We start from the raw sequence: 21,943 nt of genomic DNA, 5'->3' as shown, positions 1-21,943 counted from the left end.
GGAGCCGTGACGCGCCCAAGAAAAAGGCCGCCCTGGCGGGCGGCCTGAAGGGGACGGCCTACGGAATCCGGGGTGGGAGGCCGCCCCAGGGACTCCTACTTGGTGGTCATCTTCTGCACCGAGCTGGCACTGAAGTAGTCCGCATTGAAGGACACGCTGGAGTCATTGGGCTTGTCCTCGTTGAATGCGGCCGTGACGAAATAGCGGCCCGAGGTGAAGTGATAGATGATCTCCGGCACCGTCGTCGCCGCCAGGATGTTGTAGGCGAAGATCAGATGGCCTTCCTGGAACTGGTAGAGCTCGTCGCGCTTGTCGTAATCGTCCACCGCCACGATGTTCCAGCTGTCCTCGTCGATGTAGAAGCGGCGCTTCTTGAAGGTGTGGCTGGTGCCAGGTTTCAGTTCGGCCTCGACCACCCAGACGCGATGCAACTCGTAGCGCGGCAGCTCGGGGTTGACGTGCTTGGCCTTGGCGATGTCCTTGTACTTCACCTTGGGGCCGGCGATCTTGTTGGAGTTGTACGGGATGTACATCTCCTTCTTGCCCAGCAGCTTCCAGTTGTAGCGCTCCAGCACGCCGTTGAACATGTCCACCTGGTCGTAGAACTGGTGGCCGTCGGTGCCTTCGTACGGGTTGTCGCAGCAGACCGTCGGGGCGCGGCGGATGCGCTTGAGGCCCGGCGAGTACAGCCAGGCGGCGCGGCCTTCCGCCCCCGTGCCGGCCTTCTCGTGCACCAGGATGAAGGTGCCGGCCATGCGCGGCGGCTCCACGGTCTTGGACAGGTACTTCAGGAACTCGCCCGAGTTCTTGGTCACCGGCACCGGGTTCTTGATCGACGCATAGCCGAAGCTCACGTCCTCGATGATCTTGGTCAGCTGGAACTGGCCGTTGGGCTGCACGATCATCTGGTTGTTGAAACGCGTCTGCGCCTCGCCGCGCCACTTCATCTTGTGGTTCCAGATCGGCTCGGCACCGCTCTTGGGAATCGGGAAGGGGAAGCCCAGCCTGCAGTTGTCCGGCGTGTCGGTGCCCACCATCTCGCAGTTCACCGCGTTCTCGGCCGTCGCCTTCAGGATCGCGTCCGGGAAGGTGGCCATGCGGTGGCTGGGATACACGTTCATCTTGTAGCTGTCGTAGGTCTTCAGCAGCTTCTGGTGGCCCTGGGTGAGCTTGTCCGCGTACTGGCCCATGTTGGCCTTGGTGATCGTGAACAGCGGCTTCTCGGCGTCGATCGCCGCGTCGTTGGGGAACTCGCCCTTGAGAGCGCCGCGCTGCCGGGCCGGCACCCAGGCCGGGATGCTGCCGTCCTTGTTGGCGCCCGGTTCCGCGCCCACCGGCGTCAGCTCCTTGCCCAGCCTGCCGGCCTCGGCCGCCGGGACCTTGGCCAGTGCGGCCGGCGGAAGGCCCAGCGCGACGGCGGTGGCCCCCGCCATCGCCATCGCCTTGAACATATTGAATTTCATGGTTTTTCTCCTCTTGTGACCACGGTTTTACGGTGGCGGCACAATAGGGGAGAGTGAAAATTATTACCCCTAACTCAGGTTAGGTTTTGCATCCGGCGGGTGGTCCGCCGGCGAGGAGGGCGGGCGAAGGCGCGGCTCCGCCCTCCTTGTCCCGGCGGCGGCGCCGGCTTCCGGGTCCAGGCGTTCGGTCGGGCGCCCACTGCCTTATGATGACCGCCTTTCGAACCAATCTACCCCATGAAAGCCGTAAAGAAATCGAGCAAGCTGGCGAACGTCCTCTACGACATCCGTGGCCCGATCATGGATCGGGCCAAGCAGATGGAGGATGAGGGCCAGCAGCTCATCAAGCTCAACATCGGCAACCTGGCCGTGTTCGGCTTCGACGCCCCCGAGGAAGTCCAGCAGGACATGATCCGCAACCTGCCCCATTCGGCCGGGTATTCGGAGAGCAAGGGCATCTTCGCCGCACGCAAGGCGGTCATGCACTACACCCAGGTGCAGGGCATCCAGGGCGTGACCCTGGAAGACGTCTATCTGGGCAACGGCGCCTCCGAACTGATCGCCATGGCGACCAACGCGCTGCTCGACAATGGCGACGAACTGCTCCTGCCCGCCCCGGACTATCCGCTGTGGACGGCGGTGGCGAGCCTGTCGGGCGGCAAGCCCGTGCACTACCTGTGCAACGAGGCCAACGGCTGGATTCCCGACCTGGACGACATCCGCGCCAAGATCACGCCGCGGACCAAGGGCATCGTGGTCATCAACCCGAACAACCCGACGGGCGTGGTCTACCCCGACGACGTGCTGCGCGAGATCGTGGCGATCGCGCGAGAGCACGGCCTGGTCATCCTGGCCGACGAGGTCTACGACAAGGTGCTGTACGACGGCGTGCGCCATACCGCGCTGGGCAGCCTGTCCACCGACGTGCTGACGCTGACCTTCAACTCGCTTTCCAAGAGCTACCGGGCCTGCGGCTACCGCGCGGGCTGGATGGTGGTCTCGGGAGACAAGGCCGGCGCCGCGGACTACATCGAGGGCCTGAACATGCTGGCCAACATGAAGCTCTGCGCCAACGTGCCCGGCCAGTGGGCCATCCAGACCGCGCTGGGCGGCTACCAGAGCATCAACGACCTGGTCGGCGAAGGCGGGCGCCTGCGCCGCCAGCGCGACCTGGCCTACGAGCTGATCACCGCCATCCCGGGCGTCACCTGCGTCAAGCCGGAGGCTGCGCTCTACATGTTCCCGCGGCTCGATCCGGAGATCTACCCGATCAAGGACGACCGCCAGTTCTTCCTGCAACTGCTGGAGGCCACGCGGGTGATGCTGGTGCAGGGCACGGGCTTCAACTGGCCCAAGCCCGATCATTTCCGCATCGTCTTCCTGCCGCACGAACCCGACCTGCGCGAGGCCATCGGCCGCATCGCCAGGTTCCTCGGCGACTACCGCGCCCGGCACGGCAAGAAACAGCTGGTAGCCTGATCCCGCACCGCTTTCACCGCCTCACAGCCGCTCGGCGTCGCCCTGCGCTGGCGCGATCCTTGCGGGTTGGCGAGCACCATGGCCGGGTCCGTATCCATGATGCTTCGCCGACTGATCGTGCTTCCCCTGATGCTGCCGTGGGCCGCGATGGCGGCCGACGGCGCTGCCCTGTACGCGGAGCGCTGCGCGGTCTGCCACCAGGCCCAGGGGCAGGGGATCGAGGGCCATGCCCCGCCGCTGACGGGGATGGAAGCCTGGCTGGCCACCGGCGAGGGGCGCAGCTACATCGCGCGCGCCGTCGTGCATGGGCTGGCCGGCCCGATCACGGTGCGCGGGCAGCCCTATTCCGCCCTGATGCTGACCTTCCGCTGGCGACTGCAGGATGAGCAGCTGGTCGCGGTGCTGGGCTACGTCGCGGAGACGCTGAACCACCCCGCCGCGGGCTACCGGCCGATCGACCTCGAAACGCTGCGTGCCGCGCGCGCGGCATCCGGCCGCGACGCCGACACCCTGGCCCTGCGCGCGCAGCTGCCCGCGCGCTGAGGGAAGGCCGCGCGGGCAGGGGCCTCCCGGGTCTCTACCGGCGCCTTGCGGTCTCCGCCGCCTCCGGGCGGCGCGGTGGCGGGCCCTCCCCAAACCCTACCTATTGTTCGGCGCGGTCCGCCGCGGCCCGGACGAAGATGGCCGCAGCCCGCATCAGCGCCGGGAATCCCAGGAGAGAGAGCAACATGACGTCCCCGTCCGCCGGCCGGCAGGCCTGGCTCGCGCAGTATCCCGCCGGCATCGCGCCGGAGATCGGCAAGCCCGCCGCGGCCTGCGTCACCGACCTGCTGGGTGACGCCTGCTGGCGCCATGGCCAGCGTATCGCCGTGGCCTGCGGCGACGAGCAGCTGAGCTACGCGGAGCTGGGTCGCCAGGCCGAGCGCCTGGCCGCCTTCCTGGCGGCCGACCTGGGCCTGGTCCGCGGCGACCGCGTGGCGGTGATGATGCCGAACCTGGCGGCCTATCCGGTAGCGATGCTCGGCATCCTGGCCGCCGGCTGCGCGGTGGTGAACGTCAACCCGCTCTACACCCCGCGCGAGCTCAGGCACCAGCTGCGCGATTCCGGCGCGCGCGCGATCCTGATCGCCGAGCCCTTCCTGGCCACGCTCGACGCCGTGCTGGCGGAAACGCCGCTGCAGGGCGTGATCACGGTGCCGGCGGGCCCGCTGCCGGCACCGGCCGGGGAATACGCCGGCGAATTGCGCGTGCCCCTGGCCACGGCGCTGGCGACGGCGTCGCCGCTGCCCGTGATCCAGCTGGGCCACGCCGACACCGCCTTCCTGCAGTACACCGGCGGCACCACCGGCGTTTCCAAGGGTGCGGAGCTGACCCATGGCAACATCCTGTCCAACCTCGCGCAACTCGACGCCTGGTTCTCCGGCGTGTTCGCCGAGGGCCGCGAGGTCGCCATCACCGCGCTGCCGCTGTACCACATCTTCGCGCTGATGCTGAACCTGCTGAACGTGCTGCGCCAGGGCGGCACCAGCGTGCTGATCGCCAATCCGCGCGACCTGGGCGGCGTGGTCGCGACGATGCGCAAGCATCCCTTCTCGCTCTTCACCGGCGTCAACACCCTGTACAACGGCCTGCTCAACACCCCCGGCTTCGCCGACCTGGACTTCTCCTCCCTGCGCCTCTCCATGGGCGGCGGCGCGGCGGTGCAGCCGGCGGTGGCGCGGCGCTGGCAGCAGACCACCGGCTGCGTGCTGCTCGAGGGCTACGGCCTCTCCGAGACCTCCCCGGTGCTGACCGTCAACCGTCCCGATGCGCCGGGATTCCGCGGCGGCATCGGCCTGCCGCTGCCGTCCACCGACATCTCCGTGCGCGACAGCGAGGGCCGGGAGGTGGCGCCCGGCCAGGTGGGCGAGATCTGCGCCCGCGGCCCGCAGGTGATGCGCGGCTACTGGCAGCGCCCCGAGGAAACCGCCAAGGTCATGACCGCCGACGGCTACTTCCGCACCGGCGACATGGGGCGCCAGGACGAAGAGGGATATTTCCACATCGTCGACCGCGTCAAGGACATGGTCCTGGTGTCCGGCTTCAACGTGTACCCCAACGAGATCGAGGCGGTCTGTGCCGAGCACCCCGCGGTGCTGGAGTCGGCCTGCATCGGCGTGCCGGACGACAAGACCGGCGAAGCCGTGAAGGTCTTCGTGGTGCGCCGCGACGAGTTGCTCACCGCCGAGGCGCTGATCGCCCACTGCCGCAGCAACCTTACCGCCTACAAGGTGCCGCGCCACGTGGAATTCATCCCCGCGCTGCCCAAGTCGCCGGTCGGCAAGATCCTGCGCCGCGAACTGCGCTGAGGGCGCCCTCCCATGCAGCACGACTACGACTACCTCATCGTCGGCTCCGGCTTTGGCGGCAGCGTGTCCGCGCTGCGCCTGGCGGAGAAGGGCTACAGCGTCGCGGTGATGGAAATGGGACGGCGCTGGACGCCGGACAACCTGCCCAGGACCAACTGGAGCCTGTCGCGCTATCTCTGGGCGCCCGTGCTGGGCCTGCGCGGCTTCCTCAGCCTGCGCCTGTTCCGTCACGTCATGATCCTGCACGGCAACGCCGTGGGCGGCGGCTCCATCACCTACGCCCAGACCCTGCTGGTGCCGCCCGCCAAGGTGTGGTCCGACGGCTCCTGGGCCGGCCTGGACGACTGGGACAAGGTCATGCCGGGCCACTACGCCACCGCCAAGCGCATGCTCGGCGTGACCCAGAACCGCATCCTCGGCCCGGCCGACCACGCCCTGCAGAAGATGGCCGAGGCGGCCGGAGTGGGCGACAGCTTCTATCGCACCGACGTCGGCGTCTTCTTCGGCAAGCCCGGCGATGCGCCGGGCACGCGCTATCCCGATCCCTACTTCGGCGGTGCCGGCCCGGAGCGGCGATCCTGCCAGGGCTGCGGCGGCTGCATGGTCGGCTGCCGCCACGGCGCCAAGAACACCCTGGACCAGAACTACCTCTATCTCGCCGAGAAGCTCGGCGCGCAGGTGCATGCCGAGACCAAGGTCGTCGACATCCGCCCGCTGAACGGCACCGGCGGCGCCGACGGCTACGAGGTGATCGTGAAGCCGAGCTTCGGCCTGTTCGGCAAGGAGCGCCGCTGCACCGCGCGCCATGTCGTGCTGGCCGCCTCCTCGCTCGGCACCCAGGGCCTGCTGATGCGGCTGAAGGACCGCGGCTCGCTGCCGCGCATCTCCGGCGAACTGGGCCGGCGCGTGCGCACCAACGCCGAATCCATCCTCGGCGTGCGCTACCCGCATGGCCGGCAGGACATGTCCAAGGGCATCGCCATCGGCTCCGGCATCTACATCGACGAGCACACCCACATCGAGGCCGTGCGCTATCCGGCCGGCTCCGACTCCATGGGTACGCTCTTCACCATGCTCACCGGCGGCAAGCCGGGGCCGACGCGCCCGCTGTACTGGCTGGCCGCGGTGCTCGGGCTGCTGGCGCGCGGCCCGCTCAAGGCCCTGCGCTTCTTGCTGCCCTTCGGCTTCGCCAGGGAAACGGTGATCTTCCTCTGCATGCAGACCCTCGAGGGTCACATCGACATGCGCTGGAAGCGCCGATGGTGGTGGCCCTTCGGCAAGGCCATGGTCAGCGAGGGCCAGCCGATCCCCACCTTCATCCCCGAGGCCAATGCCTTCGCCGAGAAGGCCGCGAAAGCCACGGGCGGCATCCCCATGAGCTCCATGAGCGAGATCTTCCTCAACGTGCCCATGACCGCCCACTGCATGGGCGGCTGCGCCATGGCGGACTCGCCGGACAAGGGCGTGATCGACGCCCAGAACCGCGTGTTCGGCTACAAGAACCTCTACGTGGTGGACGGATCGATGCTCGGCGCCAACCTCGGCGTGAATCCCAGCCTGACCATCACCGCGCTGGCGGAACGGGCGATGAGCTTCATTCCGAAGAAGGGAGTGGGGCGGATGGTGGTGGAGAGGGTTGAGGCGGAGGTGGTGGAGGCTTGAGGAGCCCTCGCAGATGAATCTACCCCTTTTGCGATTTCGCTAGCCTCCGAGATTAGAAAGGACAGTTCCAAGTGCCAACGCCGCGAACGCTGCTCCGAAGACTTTCCAGCGATTCCTTAGGCCCAGGATTCGGAATGTACCAACGAAAGCGCCGGCTGCAACGAGCAGATAACCCAGATTGGCGATTCCGTAGCCAGCAATTTCAGCGGGGCCGGCTGGTGTAGCTGTGGCCATGTAGATAGTGGCACTTATTGGATACAGCAGACCCGCCATGCTAGGCCACGGAAAATTCCTGCCGGAGATGGTCATGAACTCACGCATCTTCGGCTGATCGTGTGCGCTATATGCGTAGTTGAGAACAACGATGTTAAAGAGGTTGAAGGCAGCCTCGTCGTCCGTTGCAAAGCCAAGTGGACCGAGGAGGCGTCGCGCATCTGCGATTATTTCGTCAAATACATCTGCGGTGTCCTGCTGCCAGAAATCTTGGTTGTAAACGCGACCATTCCACCGGTCAATGAACCCTTCAGAAAGACCTCGCACGGCTTCGGGAAGTATCGCAATCGTCCCTTGAAGACCGGCAACGCGCTCGCGCTGGTTCTGTCGAGCAAGGTGATGCTGAATTAGTTCGCAGAAGCGCTTTCCCGAAAACTGATTTCTTAGTTCGGTTAGGTTGATTGGGGTTCTGCTTTGAGAGTTCATAGTCGCCGCTCCTAAACCCAAATCCCGCTGCAATGCTAATACGCCAGGTGTACTTATCTGATGTGGGTTGGACTTAGCGTAGAGATATCCAACGCTCAAGCTTTGCGTGTTGGGCATCGCTACGCTCAGCCCGACTACTTTTACTGCGTCTACTTAGAAGAATATATTTTTGTTAGAAGCGGACTGAAGTGATACCTAACATTTAACTTTCCTTCGCATCGAACCCGATGGAAGTTATCCAGAGCCACACAAGTTTCATAGCTCAGGAGGGCCGCCAATTTCTGAATGGAAGAGGCGAATGTCATTTCGTACATGTTCCCTTTTCCCGCTTCTAAGCCCATAAGCACGGGATAGATGGCTGCCCAGATATCAAAAGTGTGAGGCATCAGTACGTGAATATTAAGTGCGGTATCGCGCAGGATTTCTGAATCTAAATCGTGCATGGATGACGGCCGAAAATTCTCATGCAGAATCATGCGGAGAGTTTTACCTGGCATGGCGATACCGTTAATCGCTTGTGCCATTTGTGCGCTGTAGAACTCTATATCTGTGCGGGCCTTCTCTAGATATACCTGATCACTCTCACGTCTGTTCATCTGAGTTTGAAGAGACACTTGCGTGAGCAGAACAATCAAAGTAAGGATGGCGATGATTGGTGAGTAGATTCCGCCAATCGCTGATCCGAACTCTGCCCAACGGGTATGGTTATCCGAGAGGGTGGTTCCAAACACGCATAAATACGTTGCTACTGGAGCCAGGAGAACGGAAAGAAAAAGCAATGTTGGAAGGTTTGGCTTTTTCATTTATCTACGCAAGGTTTATATCTAAAGATATACCGTCACCAGTCTGATCTCTTGGGCCAAAGGAACCTCAGCCGTGACACCATCCATGGCGCGACCTCGGCGCGATGATTGAGCCCCGGCCCGGCCATCCGTGGCCGGGCGTTCGGCGGGGCGGATGTCCACTGGACATCCGCCTGTTTCCGCCTCACCCAAGCAACCCCATCTTCTTCGCACTAGCCACCGCCGCCGACCGGTGCCGCACACCCAGCTTGCCGTAGATGTTGTGCAGGTGCCATTTGAGCGTGCCTTCCGACACGAACAGCGACTCCGCGATCTCGCGGTTGTTCAGGGCGGTGTCGAGCTGGCGCAGGATGCGGCGTTCCTGCCGGGTCAGTTCCTCCATCGGCGCGGCGCTGGCCGCGGTGCCCGGCTTGCCCTGGGCCTGCAGGGCGCGCACCAGCGATGCGAGCGCCGGATTGTCGGCCACCGAGGCGGGCAGGGCCTGGGCGATGGGCGCCATTTCCACGGCCTCATCGAGGAAGACACGGCGGTAGCCCTCGCGCGCGGCGATGCCCAGCGCTTCCTGCAGCGCCGCGCTGGCGCGCTCGCCGCGGCCGCAGCGCTGCTGCGCGGCGGCGGTGATCATCAGCAGTTCCACCTGGCGGTGCAGCAGGCCGCGGTCGCGGGCATGCGCCAGCGCGGGCGCGATCATCGACGGCACCGCGGCGGGCTGGTCGTAGAGCCGCAGGCGGGCGGCGACGCGCGCGGCGCGCTCGGCCGCCAGGTTCCAGCCCGCGTCTGCCTCGGGCAGCGGGTCGAGTCCATGCTTGCGGGCCAGAGCCTGCGCAGCGGCCACCCGGCCCTGCCGGCACAGCCAGTGGCATTCCTCGGCGGCCAGCGTCAGCAGCACGCGCGGCAGGCGGCGGCGCGTGGCGACCTCCTGGCCGTTGTGCAGGCTCTCGAGGCCGGCTTCGGGTTCGCCGCGCTGGAACTGCAGGCGTGCCTGGGTCAGGTAGGCGACCATCAGGATGTCGGCCGTGCTGTACTCCTCCAGGTTCACCAGGCTGACTTCGATATGGCGCTGCGCCCGGGCCTGGTCGTCGAACTCGTAGGCAATGCCGGCCATCAGCGCCTCCAGGATCGCGGCATGGCTGCGGTGCCCATGCAGCTGGTCGCGCACCAGCGACAGGCCTGCTTCGCAGCAGGCCTGCGCCTGCCGGTAGCTGCCCTGCTTGAGGCGCAGCATCGCCTCGATGGTATGGCTCCAGGCGGCACCGTACCAGGCGCGTGCGGTCATCAGCCGGTGCCTGGCCGTGGTGACGGCCTCCAGCCCGTCGCCGATCTGCGAGCAGCTCTTGTGGCCGAAGGCCAGCAGGTTGCAGGCGGTACCCAGCTGCAGGTCGTTGGCCCTGGGCCAGCGCTGCAGCCACAGCAATGCGCTTTCCCGCGCTTCGCGGCCGCGGTCGGTGATGCCCATGGACACCGTGCGCTGCAGTTCCACGCCGCAGCGGATGGTTTCGATGCGCTCACGCTGCTGCCGGGCGTTGCCGGCCTCCAGTTGCGCCGCCAGCCGCTCCAGGTGCGCGAGCTGCGCTTCCACCTGGTGCTGGCTGGGCAGGAAGCCCAGCGAGAAGGCGTAGTGGATGCGGATCTCCGGGTGCAGGTCCAGCCAGCCGGCGGGAATCTCGTCCAGCCAGCGCCGCGCGATCTGGTGGTGGCCGCGGCCCTGCACGGTCTCTTCCATGTTCTGCGCCAGCCAGTCGGAGGCCAGCTCCCAGGCCTGGGCCTGGATCGCGGTATTGATCGCGTCGTCGGTCAGGCCCTGTGCCTGCAGCCAGCGTGCGCCGCGCAGTTGCAGTTCCCGGCAGGCTTCGGGTTGCGCCAGGGCATGGCGCCGCCGCAGGAAGTCGCCGACCAGGTGATGGAAGCGGAACCACTCGCCGTTGCGGTCCAGCGCGATCAGGAACAGGTTGCGCGCCGCCAGCCGCTCCAGCATGGGGCCGGCATCGGCGATGCCGGCGGCCTCGCGCAGCAGGGCGGCGCTGAAGCGGTCGAACTGCGCGGCCTGGCACAGCAGCTCGCGGCTCGGGGCGTCGAGCTGGTCCAGCACCACCTCGCCCAGGTAGTCGACCACGCCGCGGTCGGAGCCGGCGAAGGAGCGCATCAGCTGCTCGCGCTGCGCCGGGTCCTGCAGGGCCAGGGCCGCCAGTTCCAGCCCGGCCGGCCAGCCCTCGGTCTTGGCCATCAGCTGGCGCATCAGCGCCGGGCTCAGGCTGTCCTTGAGGCGGGCTTCGCAGAAGCGGCGGGCCTCGTCCTCGTCGAAGCCGAGCGCCTCCTGGTCCAGCTCCAGCAGCTGCCCGCCGAGCCGCAGCTTGCCCAGCGGCACATGCGAGGCCTCGCGCGATCCGGCCAGGAACTGCATCTGCGGATGCGCGTACTGCAGCAGCCAGCTGAAGATGCCCAGGACCTCCTCGCTGTGGATCACATGCGTGTCGTCCAGGAACAGTGCCAGCCGGCCCTGCACCTGCGCCAGGTCGGCCGCCAGCGAGGCCAGCACCAGCCTGGGCGAACTGGTCAGCAGCAGGTCGGCCTGGGTCCAGGCGTCGGCGCCGATCGCGGGATCGATGCTGCGCAGTGCCCCGACCAGGTAGCGCAGGAAGCGCGAGGGGTCGTTGTCGTCCTCGTCCAGGCTCAGCCAGGCGCAGCGTGCACCCTGTTCCTGGAGCTGCGTGAACCACTGCGCCAGGACCGTGGACTTGCCGTAGCCGGCGGGGGCCTGCACGCGGGCCAGCCGGCAGCTGCCGTCGGCCACGGCCGCAGGCAGGCCCAGCCGCGGCCGCGAAACCGGCCGGCGGGTACCTACCCCCGGAAAGAGCTTGGCGTCGATCAGCGCCGCCGGACTGCGTGCGGTCATTCGTGACCTTATGTCGTTGTTCTCCTGCCGGAATCCTAGCCCGAATCGGCAGACGGCTGCCCGGCGGCGTCAGATGGGAGAGTGCTCCATGGGCAGGCGTCTTGCGGAACGGGTGTCCACTGGATATCCGCCGGCCTGCGGCTCAACCCAACTCTTGTTAGGCGCGCTCGGGGACCTCGCTCGGGGAAGATGCCACCGTGACAACAACCGGAGTTTCCCCGTGCTGGCCGATTATCGCTTCGACACCGTGACCGACCATGTCGGGCAGGAACTGGGCGTCTCGCCCTGGATGACCGTCAACCAGTCGCAGATCGACCAGTTCGCCGAGGTGACCGGCGACCACCAGTGGATCCACGTGGACGTGGAGCGCTGCAAGGCCGAGAGCCCCTACGGCGCGCCGATAGCCCATGGCTTCCTGACCCTGTCTCTGCTGGCCCGGCTGCTGATGGACGTGGGCATGGTGCCGCCGGACGTGCGCCAGGCGATCAATGCCGGCGTCAGCAACGTGCGCTTCAAGACACCGGTGCGGGCCGGTGCCCGCGTGCGCGCCCGCGCCAGCGTCCTCTCCGCCGAGCGCAAGGGCGAGGGGCGCATGCTCGCCACCGCCTCGGCGGTCCTGGAAGTGGAGGGCGAGAAGCATCCGGCGCTGAGCGCCGAGGTCACCGTCATGCTGTTCCGGGGAGAGGCCGCATGAGCCGCAATGCCCCGGAGCGCATCGCCGCCCACAGTGCCGAGGTCATCCTCGGGCCCAATCCCTTCGTCGGCTTCCGCGCCCGCGACGTCGGCCGCGAGACGCTGCGCGCGCTCAAGCTGGCGCTGGCGCAGCCCCGGCTTACCGCCCGCAGCGCCGGTCGTTTCGGCCGCGAACTGGCGCGGGTACTGCGCGGCGAGTCGGAGCTGGCCGCGGGGCCCAGGGACCGCCGCTTCGCCGACGCCGCCTGGCGCGAGAGCACCGGCTACCGGCGCTGGTTGCAGGCCTACCTGGCGCTGGAAGCCAGCGTCGGGGAGTGGCTCAAGGCGCAGGACCTGCCCGCGCACAGCCGCGCCCGCCTGGAGTTCATGAGTGCGCTGGTCACGGACGCGCTGGCGCCGTCCAACTTTCCCTGGCAGCCGGAAGCGGTGAAGCGCTTCCGCGAGACCGGCGGACAGAGCGCGGTGGACGGGCTGAAGAACCTGCTGCGCGACCTGCGCGAGAACCGCGGCCTGCCGGCGCAGGTGGACAAGAGCCAGTTCCGCGTCGGCGACAACCTGGCCAACACGCCGGGCTCGGTGGTGCTGCGCACCGAACTGATCGAACTGATCCAGTACAAGCCGGTTACCGCCCAGGTGCATGACGTGCCGGTGCTGATCGTGCCGCCGCAGATCAACAAGTACTACGTCTTCGATCTCACGCCGGAGAAGAGCGTGGTGCGCGGGCTGCTGGAGCAGGGCCTGCAGGTCTACGTCATCAGCTGGCGCAATCCGGAGGTGGAGCACCGCGACTGGGGCCTGGCCGAGTACGCCGCGGCCATCGACATGGCGGTGTCGGCCATCTGCAACCTCGGCGGCGTGTCGCGCCTGAACCTGGTCGGCGCCTGCGCCGGCGGCATGACGCTGGCCAGCTACGTCGCCGCCCGCGCCGCGGCGGGCGACCACCGCGTGCAGTCCCTGACGCTGATGGTCAACGTGCTCGACGTCTCCGCCGTCGGCGACACGCCGATGGGCCTGTTCGCCACGCCGCGCGCCATCGCCACCGCCAAGCGCTATTCGCAGGCCAAGGGCGTGCTCGACGGCAAGGACATGGCGGCGGCCTTCGCCTGGCTGCGTCCCAACGACCTGATCTGGAACTACTGGGTCAACAACGTGCTGCTCGGCAACAAGCCGCCGGCCTTCGACGTGCTGTACTGGAACAACGACAGCACGCGCCTGCCCGCGCGGCTGCACGGCGAGTTCATGGACATCTACCACGGCAATGCCCTGACGCGCCCCGGCGCGCTGCGCCTGCACGGCGTGCCGGTGGACCTGGGCCGGGTGAAGTGCGACAGCTACCTGGTGGCCGGCACCACCGACCACATCACACCCTGGAAGGCCTGCTACCGCAGCACGCAGCTGTTCGGCGGACGCAAGACCTTCGTGCTGTCCAACAGCGGCCATATCCAGAGCATCCTCAATCCTCCCGGCAACAGGAAGGCGGAGTTCTGGACCGGCGGCGAGAGCGGCCCGGACGCCGATGCCTGGCTGGCCGGCTCGCAGAAGCAGGCCGGCAGCTGGTGGACGCACTGGCATGCCTGGCTCAAGGAACGCGGCGGCGCGCTGCGCCAGGCGCCGCAGGAGCCGGGCAGCGCCGACTATCCCGTGCTCGGCGAGGCGCCGGGCCAGTACGTGCTGGGCTGATGCCGCGCGTGGAATTCACCCAGAGGCTGCACGAGGCGCGGGCCTGGGGCTCGGCGCTGGAGCGCCAGCGCAACGCGCTGGCCGAGGCCGGCATCGAGGTCGGCTACGCCACCGTGCGCGGCCTGCGCCTGCGCTACGGCTGGCGGGCGGGGCAGGGCATGCCCCTGCTGCTCTGCAACGGCATCGGCGCCAACATGGAACTGGCGCTGCCCCTGGTGCGCGAGATGCCGGGCGTGCCGGTGCTGCTGTTCGACATCCCGGGTACCGGCGGCTCGCCGCCGGCCTGGGTCTGGCCGTCCTACTCGCAGTACGCGCGCTACGCCGTCGGCCTGCTCGACGTGCTGGGCCTCCGCGGGCCCTTCGCCGTGGCCGGCGTGTCCTGGGGCGGGGGACTGGCGCAGCGCATCGCCCTGGACTACCGAGAGCGCGTGCGGGGCATGATCCTGATGGCCACCAGCCCCGGCGTCATCATGGTGCCCGGGCGGGTTTCGGCGCTGCTGCGCATGACCACGCCGCAGCGCTACCTCTCGCGCAGCTACATGGCACGCAATGCCGCCGCGATCTACGGCGGCGAGATGCGCGGCCGCCCGGACCGAGCCATCGCCTTCGCCGGCATGACGCGCGCACCGGAGCCGCGCACCTACCTGCAGCAGCTGCTGGCGATCCTCAGCTTCTCCAGCCTGCCCTGGCTGCATCGCGTGCGCTGTCCGGCCCTGGTGATGACCGGCGACGACGATCCCCTGGTGCGCCCGGTGAACGCGCGCATCCTCGCGGCGCTGCTGCCGCGGGGCCGCCTGCATGTCGTTGCGGGTGGCGGGCACCTGTTCCTCGCGCTGCAACCGCAGCATTCCGGCGCGACGATCCTGGAGTTCCTGCGGGGGCTGGCGCAGGACGAACGCCCGGGGACGCAGAACCCGCCGGACTGAGGCGGGCCCTCCCTGCCTCGCGACCGCCGCCTACCGGGCCAGGAAGCCGCCGTCCGCCGCCATCAGCGCGCCGTTGACGTACGAGGCCCGGTCCGAGGCCAGCCACAGCGCCAGGTCGGCGATCTCGCGTGCTTCGCCGGCGCGGCCGGCCGGCACGGCCATCTGCATCATCTGGCGGCCCTGCTCGGCGCCGAGCACGTCCTTGGTCATCGCGGTCTCGATGAAGCCGGGGGCGATGGCGTTGCAGCGGATGCCCTGCGCCGCGTACTCCACCGCCACGGTCTTGGTCAGGCCCACCACGCCGTGCTTGGCGGCGACATAGCCCGGCACGCCGGCGAAAGCGATCTGCCCGGCGATGGAGGCGGTGTTGACGATGCTGCCGCCGCCGGTCTTCAGCATCGAACGCACCTGGGCGCGCAGGCAGTAGAACACGCTGGAGAGATTGATCGCGATGACGCGGTCCCAGAGCTCCAGGGGATAGTCCAGCGTGCCCGGCGGGATCGGGCCGTCGGAGATGCCGGCATTGTTGAAGGCGATGTCGAGGCGGCCGTAGGTTTTCTCGGCCAGTTCCACCAGCGCGCTGCACTGCTCGTGCTTCGACACGTCGCAGCGCTGGAACACGGCGGCGGGGAGCGCCGCCGCGAGGGCCTTGCCGGCCTTCTCGTCGATGTCGGCGAGGACCAGCCTGGCGCCCTCCTCGGCGAAGCGGAGGGCGGCGGCGCGGCCGATGCCGCTGGCGGCGCCGGTGATGAGGGCGACCTTGTCTTGGAGTTCGTTCATGAGAGCAACCGGATTTCCCGATCCGTTCGCCCTGAGCCTGTCGAAGGGTGGACGGATCACGCGCAGCAGTGGCTCCGCCCGTGCTTCGACAGGCTCAGCACGAACGGAACAGGAGGATTGTCGACTAGCTCAGCGCGACGACGCTGTTCAGCAGCGTGCGGACCAGCTTGGTCTGCCGTGTCACGCCGGTCTTGCAGAAGATGAAGCGCAGGTAGGTGCGGGCGGTGGTGCGCTTGACGTTGAGCTTCTCGGCGGCTTCCTCCACCGTCAGGCCGTCGGCCAGGCACTGGGCCAGCGCCGCTTCCATGCGCGTCAGCCCGAACAGGCGGCGGATCGCCTCCTCGGAGGCCTTGCCGCTGCATTCGGGGTCGCGCAGGAACATCACCGCCACCGGGCGCTGCGAGCTGTCGTGCGGCCAGGAACTGACCGGTGCGGGCTTCACCACCACGCCCAGGTTCATGCGGCCCGAGGGGCGCGTTACCGACATCGCCTCGATCAGGCCCGGGTCCACCGGCGCGCCCGAGCAGACCTTGCGGACGATGCGCTGCAGCTCGCGGCCTTCGTCGTTGCGGTCCAGGCAGATGGTGCGGCCCTGGACGCGCATGCCGTCCTTCTCGTTGAGGATGCGGCGCGCCTCGGGATTGATCTCGATGATGTCGCCGTTGTGCGCGAAGCTGACCGTGCCCAGCAGCATGCGGTTGACCGTGCCGGCGTAGAGCTGGCGTTCGCATTCCAGCGTGTCGATCTGCGCGTGCAGGCGCACGGCACGCTTCAGGTGCGGCAGCAGGGCGCGGCACAGCGCCTTGTCGTTGGCGGAGAAGGGCGGGGCGTCGGCGGAGCGCGACACGCGGAAGCGGCATTCGATGCCTTCCTGCGTGCGCAGGTCGGCGCCCACCAGGTGCTCCACGTTCATCGGCCGCAGGTACTCGCGATACAGCGCGCTGCTGGTCCAGCGGCCGGTGCCCACCAGTTCCTCCGGCGTGATCACCTGGTCCTCCGGCAGGCCCACGAAGGGGTCCAGCGCGAAGAAGTGGTTCTGGTAGGACTCGGTGGCGTCGGCCGCGGCCGAATCGGTGTTGAGCATGAAGCCGGCGGACTGCGAGGACGGCGGACGCAGGATCATCGTCACGTGCATGGCGCCGAAGGTCTGCTGCAGCAGGCGCAGCGCGGTCTGCCAGGGCGTGGCTTCCATCGGTCCTTCGTAGATTGCGTCGAACAATGCGTTGAGCCGCTCGAATTCCATCGAAACGCCGCCGCCCGATACCAGGCCCTGCGGCATACGGCTGGGGCGGGATTCGCCCGGATTGATCAAGCGCAGCATCTTCTTTTCTCCTCGCACCGGCGATGGGACACCGGTGCCGACAGGTTTAACCGGGATGCGGGTACCCGGATTCGTCTGAATTGATGAAAGCCTGGTGACCATGACTCACCTGGCCGCGGTGCCGAAGGCGCGGCGCAGCTCGCCGGCCACGCAGTCCAGTGTCGCCTCGGCGGCCGGCATCAGTCCCAACATGCTGATATATCCATGGATTTGGCCCGACCAACGGTGCAGCGTGGCGGGAATGCCGGCCAGGCGCAGCGACAGGGCATAGGCCTCGCCCTCGTCGCGCAGCGGGTCGTACTCGGCGGTAATGATGGTTGCCGGGGGCAGGCCGCCGAAGTCGGCGGCGCGCAGCGGCGAGGCTCGCGGGTCGCGGGCATCGGCACCGCCGAGATAGTGGCCGCGGAACCAGCGCATCATCCCGGCGGTGAGGAAATAGCCTTCGCCGCAGCTGGCGTAGCTCGCCGATTCCCCGGCGCAGTCGGTCACCGGGTACATCAGCAACTGGTGGATCAGCGGCCAGCCGCGTGAGCGGGCTTCCTGCGCCAGCACCGCGGCGAGGTTGCCGCCGGCGCTGTCACCGGCCACCGCGATGCGCCGCGCATCGCCGCCGATGTCGGCCGCGTGGCGGCGCAGCCATTCCAGTGCCGCCACCGCATCGTGGACGGCGGCGGGGAAGGGCGCCTCCGGTGCCAGGCGATAGTCCACCGACACCACCAGCGTCTTCGCGCGCACCGCCAGGCAGCGGCAGATGTTGTCGTGCGAGTCGAGTCCGCAGGCCACGAAGCCGCCGCCGTGGAAGAACAGGGTCAGCGGCAGCGGGCCGGGCGCGTCCGGGTAGTACAGGCGCAGGCGCAGCGGGCCGCCGGGGCCGGCGATCTCGCGGTCCTCGCTGCGCGTCACGGTATCGCCGGGCGAGATCATGGCGGCGCTGCCGCCGGTCATGGCGCGGTAGGCCTGGGGCGTCAGGGTGGCGAAGTCGGGCGCCGGCATCTGCGCGAGCGCCTGCAGCAGGCCTTGGGCATGGGGGTCCAGTGTCATCGGGAAGGGTCTCGGCAGTGGGCGATGACCCACTCTGCGCCCCGGTTTCGCGGCGCGGTATCTCAAAACGGACGACATAAAAGCGACGAAGCCGGCGCCGGGAACGCTTCCGATACTGGCCCCAGAACGCTACCCGCCAGGGGTCAGCGAGTGTCCTTGAGGAGAGCCGTCATGAGATTTTCCCTGATCTACGAAGCCCAGACCACCGATGCCTCGCGCGAAGGCGACCGCCGCGTGTTCGACGAGATCGTCGAGCAGGCGGTACTGGCCGAGCAGATGGGCTTCGATGTGATCTGGTGCGTGGAGCACACCGCGCTGACCCACTACGCGCACATGAGCGCGCCGGAGACGGTGCTGGCCTTCCTGGCCGGCAAGACCAGCCGCATCCACCTGGGCCACGGCGTGGTCTGCCTGCCGCCGGCGATGAACCACCCGGTGAAGGTGGCCGAGCGCATCGCCACGCTGGACCTGCTCAGCCACGGCCGCGTGCACTTCGGCGTCGGCAAGGGCGGCACGCAGCAGGAAGCCGGCACTTTCGGCTACGACCTCAGTACCCTGCACCCGCAGATCGACGAGGCGATGTACCTGATCCCGAAGATCATGGTGCAGGACGAGATCGAGCATGACGGCGAGTTCGTCAAGATCCCGCGCCGCCCGATCCACCCCAAGCCCTACCAGGATCCGCATCCGCCGATGTACCTGGCCTGCACCAACACCGACACCCTCACGCGCGCCGGCCAGCGCGGCATGGGCGCCCTGGTGCTGGGCTTCGGCGGCCCGGACGACGTGGCCAGGAAGAACGAGGTCTACCGCCAGGCCTGGAACTCGCGCAAGGCCGAGGACCAGGTGGGCTTCCGCCCCAACCAGCACCTCGCCGCGCTGTGCCCCACCATCGTGCTCAAGGACGGCCAGCAGGCGCGCCAGATCGGCATCAAGGGCCAGCGCTACTTCATGGAGTCGCTGGGCCACTGGTACGGCGCAGGGCCCAAGCCCGATCCCTCCAAGTGGGAGGAGGACGTCACCACCCGCGATGCCGATGGCAAGGACATCATCCGCACGCAGTTCGCTTCGGAGAAGGTCAGCTTCGACTTCAGCGATCCCAACATGATGCTGATGAATCCCAACCATGCCTACGGCACCGTGGAGGACTGCATCGGCTACGTGCAGCGCCTGATCGACGCCGGCGCGGACGAGATCCTGTTCATCTGCCAGATGGGCACCATCCCGCAGTGGGCCCAGCTGGAAACGCTGCGAAACATCGGCGAGCACGTCATCCCGCACTTCCGCAACCAGGCGCAGCGCGCCGCCTGAGGAGGACGCCATGTCCGGAACTCCGGAGCTGAAGGGGCGCGTGGCGCTGGTCACCGGCGCCAGCCGCGGCATCGGCCGGGCCATCGCCCGGCGCCTGGCGGCAGCCGGCGCCACCGTGGTCGTCAGCGCGCGCAGCCTCGGCAGCAGCGCGCGGGAGGCCGGCACGCTGGCGGAGACGGTCGCGCTGATCGAGGCGTCCGGCGGCCGCGCGCTGCCGCTGGCGGCCGACCTGGAGGACGCCGCGCAGCGCGATGCCCTCGTGGGCCGCGCGGCGGATCTGGCGGGCGGGCCCGACATCCTCGTCAACAATGCCGGCTACGCCGAGTACGAGCGCGTGGAGTCGATGCCGGCGGCGATGTTCGAGCGTACGCTGGACTGCTACCTGCGCGTGCCCTTCGCGCTGTCGCAGGCTGTGATCCCGCGGATGCGCGCGCGCGGCGCGGGCTGGATCGTCAACATCGGCTCGGTCACCGCGCAGCCGCCGCGCAAGCCCTACGACTGGTTTGCCGCCAACGGCGGAGCCACCGTCTACGCCGCGGTCAAGGCGGCATTGGCCCGCTATACCCAGGGCCTGGCGGCGGAACTGCTGGGCGACGGCATCGCGGTCAACCTGGTGGGGCCCTCCACGGCGATCCGCACGCCGGGGGCCGCGCGCTACATCCCGGATGACTACCCGACCGAGGATGTCGCCTATCTGGCGGAGACGGTGCTGGCGATGTGCCATCGGCCCGCGGCCGAGCGTACCGGCCTGGTCACGCACAGCCTGCATTTCCCGGCGGCCCTGCAGCTGCCGGTGTTCAGCCTCGATGGCCGCAGCCGGCTGCCGCCGGCCGAAGTGCCGGCGCATGCCTACGCGGGCCTGCGGGGCGACGGGGAAACGCCATGAGCGCGACCATGCGGGCCATGGCGATCGGGCGCTTCGGCGGGCCGGAGGAACTGCAGCCCGCGACGCTGCCGCGGCCGGAGCCCGGTTCCGGCGAACTGCTGGTGCGCGTCGCCTATGCCGGCGTGAACCCGGCCGACTGGAAGACCCGCGAGGGCTGGCTGGCGGCCTTCTTCGACTACCGCTTCCCCTTCGTGCCGGGCTTCGATCTCGCGGGGACCGTGGTGGAGGTCGGCGAGGGTGCCGATGCCTCGCTGCTGGGCCGCCGGGTGGTGGCCTATTCGCGGCAGGGCCGCGGCGAATGGGGCTCCTATGCCGAGTACGCGCAGGTCTGGGCCGCCGCCGCCGTGCCGCTGCCGGACTCGGTCGAACTGGCCGCGGCCGCGGCCCTGCCCACGGCCGGCATCACCGCCTGGGAGGGCGTCTTCGAGGTGGGTCGCCTGCGGGCCGGCCAGAAGCTGCTGGTCCACGGCGGGGCCGGCGGTGTCGGCCGCTATGCCATCCAGCTGGCCCGCCATGCCGGCGCGGAGGTCGCCGCCACCTGCAGCGCGGCCAAGCGGGATGACGTGCTGGCCCTGGGTGCCGTGCGGGCCTTCGACTATCGCGATCCGCGCTGGCCGGCGGCGCTGCGGGATTGGGCGCCCGAGGGCGTCGACCTGCTGCTGGACGCCGTCGGCCAGGGCAGCCTGCCCGACGCCGTCGCGCTGGTCCGCCGCGGCGGCGTGCTGGCGCCGGTGGCGACCCTGGTCGCGGGCGAGCCGCAGCCCGATGCGCGATTCGCCGCCGAACGCGGCGTGCGCGTCGTGCCGGCCATGAGCGACTTCGCGCGCTCCGGCGCGCAGTTGCGCGAGCTGGTGGCACTGTCCGCCGCCGGCCTGCTGCAGGCGCCGCCGTTGGCGGTGCTGCCGCTGGCCCAGGCCGGGGAGGCGCAGCGCCGCGTCCAGGCCGGCGAGGTGCGCGGCAAGCTGCTGCTGCAGGTCGAGGGAGCGCTGCCGTGAGCGCGGCGTCCCGCGTCTATCTGGTCGACCGCATCACCGCAAAGCCGGGGCGCGCGCGCGAACTGCTGCAGGCCTACCGTGAGCGCTACATGCCCGGCGCCCGGGCCCGCGGCCTGCAACTGGAAAGGACCCTGCTGTCGCCGCCGCTGTGGCTGGAGGAGCAGTGCAACGTGCTGGAGTTCGTCTGGGTGCTTGACGGCGTCGCGGGCTTCTGGAGCATGACCCAGCAGGCGCGGCTCGACGCCGCCGTGCAGGACTGGTGGCGCGAGGCGCAGGACCTGATCGAGACCCGCGAGCGCCGCCTGTCGGCCGCCATCGAGGAGTTGCCGTCATGCTGAGGCGCATCGAGCTGATCCGCCGGACCGCGGCGGTTCCCGAAGGCGGCCGATCCGCCGAACCCGCGGCCCTGGGCGGCGGCCTGCTGCAGCCGACCCTGCCCGGCGTCTACAACGGCGGCGAATGGCTGCGGCGCAGCGAGGGGGCGGCGGCGGCGCTGAGCGCGTCGGCCCTGCTGGGCGCGAGCGTGGCCGTGGACGGCGCCCTGTACCAGGACGGCGTGGCCGGCGGCGACTGGAGCAGCGGCGGCATCTACCGCACGCTGCTGCTGAGCCTGCGGCCAGGCACCCTGCCGGACCGGCAGGAGCGTTTCGAGCGGGAAATCCTCGCCATGCCGCGCTACATCCGCGCCATCCGCGGCTGGCGGCTGGGGCGGGTGAGGCAGCCGGAAGGCGCGCGTCCCTGGACGCATGTCTGGGAGCAGCGCTACGACGAGCTGTCCGGCCTGCTCGGCGACTACATGCTGCATCCCTACCACTGGGCGCAGGTCGATCGCTGGTTCGATCCGGAGAGCCCGGACTGGATCGTGGATACGCATCTCTGCCACAGCTTCTGCCGCTGGGAGCAGGGTCCCCTGCGTTCGGACGAGTTGCCCGCCGCCGCGCTCTGAGACAGTGGCCCCACGAC

Annotated in this window: 19 protein-coding genes; 12 read left to right on the top strand and 7 right to left on the bottom strand. The window is 68.7% G+C overall.

Going from position 1 to position 21,943, the window contains the following annotated elements:
• Nucleotides 1–95: 95 nt before the first annotated feature.
• Nucleotides 96–1,463: a DUF1329 domain-containing protein gene (locus C3942_RS03020; RefSeq protein WP_243393497.1), complete on the bottom strand. Its 1,368-nt coding sequence runs from the start codon at nucleotides 1,461–1,463 to the stop codon at nucleotides 96–98.
• 237 nt (nucleotides 1,464–1,700) lie between these two features.
• Between C3942_RS03020 and C3942_RS03015 the strand changes: the two genes are divergently transcribed.
• From C3942_RS03015 to choxAB, 4 genes are all read left to right on the top strand, one after another.
• Nucleotides 1,701–2,942 carry a pyridoxal phosphate-dependent aminotransferase gene (locus tag C3942_RS03015; RefSeq protein WP_104228837.1) on the top strand — a complete coding sequence of 414 codons (1,242 nt, stop codon included), beginning with the start codon at nucleotides 1,701–1,703 and terminating at the stop codon, nucleotides 2,940–2,942.
• A 96-nt stretch (nucleotides 2,943–3,038) separates the two neighbouring features.
• A complete protein-coding gene (locus tag C3942_RS03010; RefSeq protein WP_165797296.1) occupies nucleotides 3,039–3,485 on the top strand; it encodes a c-type cytochrome in 447 nt (148 codons plus the stop codon).
• A 185-nt stretch (nucleotides 3,486–3,670) separates the two neighbouring features.
• Complete coding sequence (locus C3942_RS03005) at nucleotides 3,671–5,290, top strand: AMP-binding protein (RefSeq protein ID WP_104228835.1); 1,620 nt, start codon at nucleotides 3,671–3,673, stop codon at nucleotides 5,288–5,290.
• Nucleotides 5,291–5,302: 12 nt separating this feature from the next.
• On the top strand, nucleotides 5,303–6,952 hold the full coding sequence (gene choxAB / locus C3942_RS03000; protein ID WP_104228834.1) for a cholesterol oxidase: 1,650 nt from the start codon (nucleotides 5,303–5,305) through the stop codon (nucleotides 6,950–6,952).
• A 39-nt stretch (nucleotides 6,953–6,991) separates the two neighbouring features.
• Here the strand turns inward: choxAB and C3942_RS21960 are convergent, their stop codons facing one another.
• The 3 genes from C3942_RS21960 to C3942_RS22200 all read right to left on the bottom strand — a co-directional run bounded on the left by C3942_RS21960 (nucleotide 6,992) and on the right by C3942_RS22200 (nucleotide 11,347).
• Nucleotides 6,992–7,768, bottom strand: a complete 777-nt coding sequence (locus C3942_RS21960; protein WP_165797295.1) for a hypothetical protein — start codon at nucleotides 7,766–7,768, stop codon at nucleotides 6,992–6,994.
• Nucleotides 7,769–7,800: 32 nt separating this feature from the next.
• Entirely contained in the window at nucleotides 7,801–8,454 is a 654-nt protein-coding gene (locus C3942_RS21955) for a hypothetical protein (RefSeq protein WP_133164219.1), read from the bottom strand.
• A 184-nt stretch (nucleotides 8,455–8,638) separates the two neighbouring features.
• A complete protein-coding gene (locus C3942_RS22200; protein ID WP_104228833.1) occupies nucleotides 8,639–11,347 on the bottom strand; it encodes a winged helix-turn-helix domain-containing protein in 2,709 nt (902 codons plus the stop codon).
• Nucleotides 11,348–11,567: 220 nt separating this feature from the next.
• On the opposite strand from C3942_RS22200, the gene C3942_RS02990 reads away from it, so the two are divergent.
• From C3942_RS02990 to C3942_RS02980, 3 genes are read left to right on the top strand one after another with little or no spacing between them, the layout of a single operon-like run.
• On the top strand, nucleotides 11,568–12,041 hold the full coding sequence (locus tag C3942_RS02990; protein WP_243393496.1) for a MaoC/PaaZ C-terminal domain-containing protein: 474 nt from the start codon (nucleotides 11,568–11,570) through the stop codon (nucleotides 12,039–12,041).
• A complete protein-coding gene (locus C3942_RS02985; protein ID WP_104228831.1) occupies nucleotides 12,038–13,720 on the top strand; it encodes an alpha/beta fold hydrolase in 1,683 nt (560 codons plus the stop codon). Before C3942_RS02990 ends, C3942_RS02985 begins: the two co-directional genes overlap by 4 nt.
• A gap of 8 nt (nucleotides 13,721–13,728) precedes the next feature.
• Nucleotides 13,729–14,646: an alpha/beta fold hydrolase gene (locus C3942_RS02980; RefSeq protein ID WP_165797294.1), complete on the top strand. Its 918-nt coding sequence runs from the start codon at nucleotides 13,729–13,731 to the stop codon at nucleotides 14,644–14,646.
• A 30-nt stretch (nucleotides 14,647–14,676) separates the two neighbouring features.
• Here C3942_RS02980 and C3942_RS02975 read toward each other — a convergent pair whose 3' ends face one another.
• From C3942_RS02975 to lipP1, 3 genes are all read right to left on the bottom strand, one after another.
• Nucleotides 14,677–15,426, bottom strand: a complete 750-nt coding sequence (locus tag C3942_RS02975) for an SDR family NAD(P)-dependent oxidoreductase (RefSeq protein WP_104228829.1) — start codon at nucleotides 15,424–15,426, stop codon at nucleotides 14,677–14,679.
• Nucleotides 15,427–15,550: 124 nt separating this feature from the next.
• Nucleotides 15,551–16,747 (bottom strand): helix-turn-helix transcriptional regulator, encoded by a 1,197-nt coding sequence (locus C3942_RS02970; RefSeq protein WP_104228828.1) that lies wholly within the window; start codon nucleotides 16,745–16,747, stop codon nucleotides 15,551–15,553.
• Nucleotides 16,748–16,852: 105 nt separating this feature from the next.
• Entirely contained in the window at nucleotides 16,853–17,788 is a 936-nt protein-coding gene (gene lipP1, locus C3942_RS02965; RefSeq protein WP_104228827.1) for a LipP1 family hormone-sensitive lipase, read from the bottom strand.
• Between the two features lie 171 nt (nucleotides 17,789–17,959).
• Between lipP1 and C3942_RS02960 the strand changes: the two genes are divergently transcribed.
• The 5 genes from C3942_RS02960 to C3942_RS02940 are packed head-to-tail and all read left to right on the top strand — an operon-like array spanning nucleotide 17,960 to nucleotide 21,926.
• Nucleotides 17,960–19,099, top strand: coding sequence for an LLM class flavin-dependent oxidoreductase (locus C3942_RS02960; RefSeq protein ID WP_104228826.1), 1,140 nt, complete (start codon nucleotides 17,960–17,962; stop codon nucleotides 19,097–19,099).
• A 10-nt stretch (nucleotides 19,100–19,109) separates the two neighbouring features.
• Nucleotides 19,110–19,985: an SDR family NAD(P)-dependent oxidoreductase gene (locus tag C3942_RS02955; protein WP_104228825.1), complete on the top strand. Its 876-nt coding sequence runs from the start codon at nucleotides 19,110–19,112 to the stop codon at nucleotides 19,983–19,985.
• Nucleotides 19,982–20,980 carry a quinone oxidoreductase family protein gene (locus tag C3942_RS02950; protein WP_104228824.1) on the top strand — a complete coding sequence of 333 codons (999 nt, stop codon included), beginning with the start codon at nucleotides 19,982–19,984 and terminating at the stop codon, nucleotides 20,978–20,980. The genes C3942_RS02955 and C3942_RS02950 overlap by 4 nt, the downstream gene beginning before the upstream one ends.
• Complete coding sequence (locus tag C3942_RS02945; protein ID WP_104228823.1) at nucleotides 20,977–21,318, top strand: hypothetical protein; 342 nt, start codon at nucleotides 20,977–20,979, stop codon at nucleotides 21,316–21,318. The genes C3942_RS02950 and C3942_RS02945 overlap by 4 nt, the downstream gene beginning before the upstream one ends.
• Complete coding sequence (locus tag C3942_RS02940; RefSeq protein ID WP_104228822.1) at nucleotides 21,312–21,926, top strand: Dabb family protein; 615 nt, start codon at nucleotides 21,312–21,314, stop codon at nucleotides 21,924–21,926. The genes C3942_RS02945 and C3942_RS02940 overlap by 7 nt, the downstream gene beginning before the upstream one ends.
• Nucleotides 21,927–21,943 lie beyond the last annotated feature (17 nt).

Origin of the sequence: Solimonas fluminis (genome assembly GCF_002930645.1) — a bacterium.
Classification (GTDB): Bacteria; Pseudomonadota; Gammaproteobacteria; order Nevskiales; family Nevskiaceae; genus Solimonas_A; species Solimonas_A fluminis.
Note: the sequence above shows the minus strand (reverse complement) of the source record. Positions and strands in the feature narration are given on the sequence as shown.